We start from the raw sequence: 6,182 nt of genomic DNA, 5'->3' as shown, positions 1-6,182 counted from the left end.
TGCGTCGATCTTGCTTCTTAAAAAACAGCCCTTTAATTGAAAAAAAGTGTCGCCTATCCTTGCCGGTTCTTCTTTCAACAAATGACCGCTTGTTTATTTGCATGGACGATACCTCCCAATATAAGCTCTCAAAAATAATCAAACGGCCTTAAAATCAAACATTTCTATTTCTCGCCTTTGATTTCCATATTGGAAACTTAAGCATTAATAAAGCTCAGTAAAGATAGAACAAAGAACCTTGATTTCGGTTCCTGTTTGCAGATCTGATCAGCACATTGGGCACCCACTCCAGGCGGAACCGCTCAAAGACGGATAACAAGCTGAATGCCCCCATAGCGCACCCCAACAACTTGTATTTTCCTATCAAACTGATATATTGTTGCCCATCCATGGAATAATTAATAATGAAAACAATTGTGACTTCATTTTGATTCGGATACTCTGTTAACATCCATGCCCCCGAAACCCACCTATGAAGAGCTGGAGAAACGGGTTGTAGCACTTGAGGCCCAAACTCGCCGTTTTGCTCAGGTACAAGCCGAGCTCAAGCGAAGCCTGAACTTTACGGAATCGCTTTTGACGTCTCTACCGACGCCGATCTTTTACAAGGACACCAACGGCCGATATCGGGGCTGCAACGCAGCCTTTACTGAGATCATGGGCGTTACAGCCAAACAGATACATGGAAAAACCGTCCAGGATCTGTGGCCGAATGATCTATCCAGGACCTATCATCAAAAGGATCTGGAGCTTCTGGAACACCAACGACCGCAGGTCTACGAATTCGAGGTGAAGGACAAGCAGGGCAGGACCCGGCCCGTCATCTACTACAAAGATGTTTTCCGCGACGAGAACGGAGCGGTCGCAGGCATAGTGGGTGGGTTTGTGGACATCAGCGACATCCGTCGGGCACAGTTGGAGCAACAAGCCCTGTTTTCCATGTCCATTGACATGATTTGCATCGCCGACATCAATAACGCCACCTTCCTCAAGGTCAATCCGGCTTTTACGGCCACGCTCGGCTACAGCGAGGCCGAACTCCTTGGGGTGCCGTTCACCGATTTCATCCATCCCGAGGACCTTGAAACCACCCGCAAAACGCTGGTGGAAAACCTGCAGAAGGGCGAAAAAGTCATCAATTTTAAAAACCGCTATCGCACCAAGAGCGGTGAATACCGATTTCTTAACTGGGTGTCCCAGCCAGCGCCCGAAAGAGGGGTGACCTACGCCGTCGCCCACGACATCACCGAAGAAATCCAAGCCTACGAAACCCTGCGCAGGCAACACGATCTGCTCAACAGCCTCTTCGACAACCTCCCGATGGGAATTACGATCTGGGACGCCAACGGCCGTCTGCTGATGACCAACAACAGAAGCTATCCCCAAGACGGCAGCGCCGCCCCCGTCTTTGTCAATGGAACGCTTGTCGAAAGTGAAATAGTCAACTCCGCCGACGGCCGCACCCACGACGTGCGCGCATTTCCCATCTTCGATGCCGAAGGCTCTGTTGCCAACGTCGTCGAGTTTGTCCGCGACATAACGGAGATCAGGAAAGCCCAGGACGAGATCCGCAAGCGCCGGCAATTTCTCGAGCTGGTGCTCTACCACGCGCCCGATGCCATCGTCACCCTCGATGAACGCCACCGGGTGATCGACTGGAACCCCGGTGCAGCCAAAATGTTCGGATACACGCCCGAGGAGGCAATCGGTACCCCACTCGACGACCTGGTGGCACGACACCAGCATCACGCTGAAGCCAGCTCCAAAACCACCCAGGTTTTGTCCGGCCTTCGCGTTGAGTCCTTCGAAACCATCCGCTACCACAAGGACGGCACCCCCCTTCACGTCATCGCGGCAGGATCTCCCATCATGATCGAAGGTGAACTGAAGGGGGTCGTGGCGGTCTACACCGATATTACCGACCGGGTGCGCAGCGAAGAGGCCCTGCGAACATCCCACCAGCGCTTCCTCACGGTCTTAGACAGCATCGACGCCACGATCTACGTGGCCGACATGAGAACCCATGAAATTCTTTTCATGAACAAGCACATGGTCGAAACCTTCGGAGCCGACTTGACCGGAAAGATCTGCTGGCAGGTTTTCCGGAGAGAATCGGCCCCCTGCCCGAACTGCACCAATGATCGCCTGGTCGACGCTAGCGGCAAACCCACTGGCGTCGTTGCCTGGAAGGGGAAAAACCCGGTCACGGGCAACTGGTACATGAACTACGACCGTGCAATCGAGTGGATAGATGGACGCTTGGCAAGAATCCAGATAGCAACGGACATAACAGAATTAATGCGCTTGGAGAAAGGACTCCACCAGGCCCAAAAGATGGAGGCCATCGGCACTTTGGCTGGTGGTATCGCCCATGATTTTAACAACATGTTGGGGGCCATACTGGGCCGAACAGAGTTGATGTTATTAGAGATGAGACCGGATGACCCTCGACGGCCAGAGCTGCAGGAGATTCAAAGGGCAGCCCAACGATCGGCGGATTTAACCAAACAACTGCTGACGTTCGCACGAAAACAGACCATCTCCCCAAAGGTGCTGGAGCTGAACAACGTTGTTGAGGACGCGCTCAAAATGCTCCGCCGCTTGATTGGAGAAGATATCGAGCTGGTTTGGCACCCGGCCACGAATCTTTGGGCAGTTAAGATAGACCCGACCCAGGTTGAGCAGATATTGGCCAACCTGTGCGTGAATGCACGGGACGCGATAGCAGGGGTGGGGACCATTACCATTGAAACAAAAAACCTTGTGTTGGATCAGGATTATTGCGCGGTTCACGCCGGGTTCAAACCCGGGGAATATGTTATGCTGGCGGTCAGCGATGAGGGCTGCGGCATGGACAAGCAAACCCTCGAAAATGCCTTCGAACCGTTTTTCACAACCAAGAAAGTGGGTCAGGGAACCGGGCTTGGCCTTGCAACGGTCTATGGAATCGTAAAACAAAACGATGGCTTCATCAATGTGTACAGCGAACCGGGTCTCGGAACCGCCTTGAGGGTATATCTCCCCAAGGTAATCAGAACGCTGGAGGTAAAAGAAAAAGCTTTCGACGTAAATATTGCCGGAGGAACGGAGACTGTGCTTGTGGTGGAAGATGAAGAATCTATTTTGACGCTGATCAAAAGCGTGCTTGAACGTTATGGCTACACAGTTTTAGCAGCCCGCGCCCCATCCCAAGCGCTGGAAATCGTCCAAGGCCATCAAGGAGAAATCCACCTTTTACTCACAGACGTGGTGATGCCAGAAATGAACGGCAAGGAGCTGAGGGCACGCATGGTTCCTTTGAAACCAAAAATCAAGGTGTTGTTCATGTCCGGGTACACGGCTGATGTTATCATGCATCGGGGGGTTCTCGAAAACGATGTCAATTTCATTCAAAAGCCGTTTTCTATCGACGCATTGGCTGGAAAAGTAAGGTTGGTATTGGATGAATCAAATCCATCTTAGCCATCGGGTTCATCGAAAACTTCGTTTACCCAATCCAATGCAGTGGTCATGTTTGGCAATCCGGTTGTGGCTCTTCGATTTTACTTTAAAACCTTCAGTCATTTTCTCAATCTCAGAAAACCACCGGCCAAAGAACGGATTTGATTTTCATTGACATTTTGATCAGCATGGAGTTAGAAACCCTTAAATTCGGCGCCAAGAAGGCGCCACAGGTTTGGTAAATCAATTTATTTTTTGATCAGGCCACGAAGGTCAGGGCTTACAATAATCGCCCGGTTTTCGTGGCTTTTTTTTTAGGCCGTTTTGGGAGGAGCATTTGTTGGCTATATTTTCCGGGTCCTTGCGGTATACGAATTGGCATTCTCCCATGCTCGTTTTCTGCGTGTATCTGCTGATTGGGGGTGTTTTTTACCCGACATCGGCCATAGCCGGCGGCCGGATCATAAAAGAGGATTCGGATAACGACGGCAAAACGGATCGGATCGCGCATTTGGCTCCATCCGGGGACGTCGTTAAACTCGAGGCGGACACCAACGGCGATCTGAAAATGGACACCTTTCAATATTACAAGCGTGAGGCTGTCGAAAGGATTGAGCGCGACACGGATGCCGATGGCCGTATTGATGAAAGGGACCTGCTGGCAAACGGAAAAACAACGACCCGTCACAGTTTGGATGAGCATGGCGAAATTGTCGGCATTCTGACATTTGACGGTGAACAGCGTCCATTGGAATGGCGGCGGGATACAACCGGCGATGGTCGCATGGATACCGTTTATCAATACGAGGCGGGTCAGCCTCGGCTTGTTACGCGCGATACAACAGGCGACGGGCGGGTGAATGTCTGGCAACGATTTCGGAATGGAAAACCATATGAGCAGACGGCGGATTTGAACGGCGACGGCCAAATTGACCAAACAATCCGGTTTGACGAACAGGGTCGATCTATCGAAAGCTGCCATGACCTGGATGAGGATGGGCGCATGGAGACTTTCCGTCATTATAAAAACGGCGAGCTCTGCCGACAGGAGTGTGTCGACAACGGCCGCACAAAACCGGACATCGTGACCGAGTTCGTTGAGGGGCAAGCGGTTTTGGAACAACGGGACACCAATGGAGACGGCGCATTCGATCTCCAGGTTCGAATGTCGAAGGGTAAGCCCATATCCAAAGAAGAAGATTCAAACCATGACGGACGAATGGACCGATTCACCGCTTACGATGATCGGGGCCGCCCGCTTTGCGTCCGGGAATTTGCGGCGAATCCAAACGAACCGGTCAAAACCACGCGATTCAAGGAAGGTGAACTTTGCAGTGTGGAACAAACAGACAACGGCCGGATGGTTTTCACGCGGTTTCAGAACGGCAAACCCGTAAAGCAAACCATCGACGAGAATCGAGACGGCCGGCCGGAACAGACCATCACCTACAACCAACAGGGTACGGTCGACAGCGCCCTTAGCGACACCAACCGGGATGGCCGAATCGACTCTTGGCAATATTACCGCCGAGGCGCTCTCAGTCGTACACAGCAGGATCGGAACCACGACGGCAAGGTGGACGCCAAGTCGGAGTATGACGGCGGCCGGCAGATTCGCTTAATAATGGACAATGACGGCGATGGGCACTTTGAAACGCTTACGGCGTTTGATACCGCGGAATGGACCAAGGTAACGGACCTTGTCGACACAGCGGGCCGGCGTGGGCAGCGTTTGTCTTATTCCGGGGAGGTTCTCAGAAAAAAAGAGGTCTTTGATACCGCCACAGGGCGTCTGGTGACCTTCGAGAAGTTCGATCAGGCCGGTAAGATTGTCATGTCCAGGGAGGCGGAAGACGGAACGGGCGCGCTTCTTACCTGGCGCTATGACGCTGAAGAAAACGCGGTTGCCGCTGAAAAGGACAGCGACGGGGATGGGTTGACGGATATCTGGTATCACTATGAAAACGGTCGCGTCAAAAAGGTTGAGGAGGATCGCAACAAGGACGGCAAGCCAGACCTGTGGGAGACTTACGATGCTGCGCAGGTGGTGGTCTGCCAAAGCGAAGACCTTGACTTCGACGGCACGGCCGATATCGAAAGACGGTATTAACAGGGAGAATTTTAATGCAGGATTTGTTCGCCAAAGGCGGCGTGTTGGTTGTTCCTATTTTGTTTTCTTCTGTTCTGGCGCTGGCCATATTTGTCGAACGGTTCATTCGCTTTGCGGTATTGCGCAAGCGGGGTCTAAAGGTGGACGAGCGGGTCGCCCGGCACCTGGCGGAAAACGATGCGCAAAGCGCCGTGCGGGCGGCCACCGACAGCCAGTCACCGATGGGACGTATCCTCGCCCAGGCGATGGATGTGATGGGGCAGGACCGGGAAACCTTGGAAACGGTTTTGGTGCACGCCATCGAAGAGGAAGTGAGGGATCTTTCCCGCTATTTGCAGGCCCTGGCCACCATCGCCAACATCGCCCCCTTGCTGGGGCTTTTGGGGACGGTGATCGGCATGATCAAGGCGTTCATGGTCATCCAACAAATGGGTGGCAAGGTCAACGCGGCCGTTCTGGCAGGCGGCATTTGGGAAGCCATGCTGACGACCGCCCTGGGGTTGGCCGTGGCGTTACCGACCATGGTGGCCCACAGCTATCTGATCGGCCAGGTTGACCGCTACGAGGCGCGGCTGCAGGCAGGAACCGTGCGGTTCGTCAAAACGCTTGGCGGCCTTCGGAGGAATTAAGG

At 53.1% G+C, this 6,182-nt stretch carries 4 protein-coding genes; 3 read left to right on the top strand and 1 reads right to left on the bottom strand.

Features of this window, described 5'->3' with window-relative positions:
* The first annotated feature begins 453 nt into the window (after positions 1-453).
* A complete protein-coding gene (locus R6V78_RS04520; protein WP_410288140.1) occupies positions 454-3,462 on the top strand; it encodes a PAS domain S-box protein in 3,009 nt (1,002 codons plus the stop codon).
* A gap of 259 nt (positions 3,463-3,721) precedes the next feature.
* Here the strand turns inward: R6V78_RS04520 and R6V78_RS04515 are convergent, their stop codons facing one another.
* Positions 3,722-4,462: a hypothetical protein gene (locus R6V78_RS04515; protein ID WP_410288139.1), complete on the bottom strand. Its 741-nt coding sequence runs from the start codon at positions 4,460-4,462 to the stop codon at positions 3,722-3,724.
* On the opposite strand from R6V78_RS04515, the gene R6V78_RS04510 reads away from it, so the two are divergent.
* Positions 4,445-5,551 carry a hypothetical protein gene (locus R6V78_RS04510; RefSeq protein WP_410288138.1) on the top strand — a complete coding sequence of 369 codons (1,107 nt, stop codon included), beginning with the start codon at positions 4,445-4,447 and terminating at the stop codon, positions 5,549-5,551. The two genes, R6V78_RS04515 and R6V78_RS04510, sit on opposite strands and share 18 nt — an antisense overlap.
* Positions 5,552-5,565: 14 nt before the next feature.
* Entirely contained in the window at positions 5,566-6,180 is a 615-nt protein-coding gene (locus R6V78_RS04505; protein ID WP_410288137.1) for a MotA/TolQ/ExbB proton channel family protein, read from the top strand.
* The last annotated feature ends 2 nt before the right edge of the window (positions 6,181-6,182 follow it).

The sequence above is a fragment of the Desulfosarcina sp. genome (assembly GCF_046496365.1).
Taxonomy (GTDB): domain Bacteria; phylum Desulfobacterota; class Desulfobacteria; order Desulfobacterales; family Desulfosarcinaceae; genus Desulfosarcina.
This window is presented reverse-complemented; position numbering and strand designations above follow the sequence as displayed.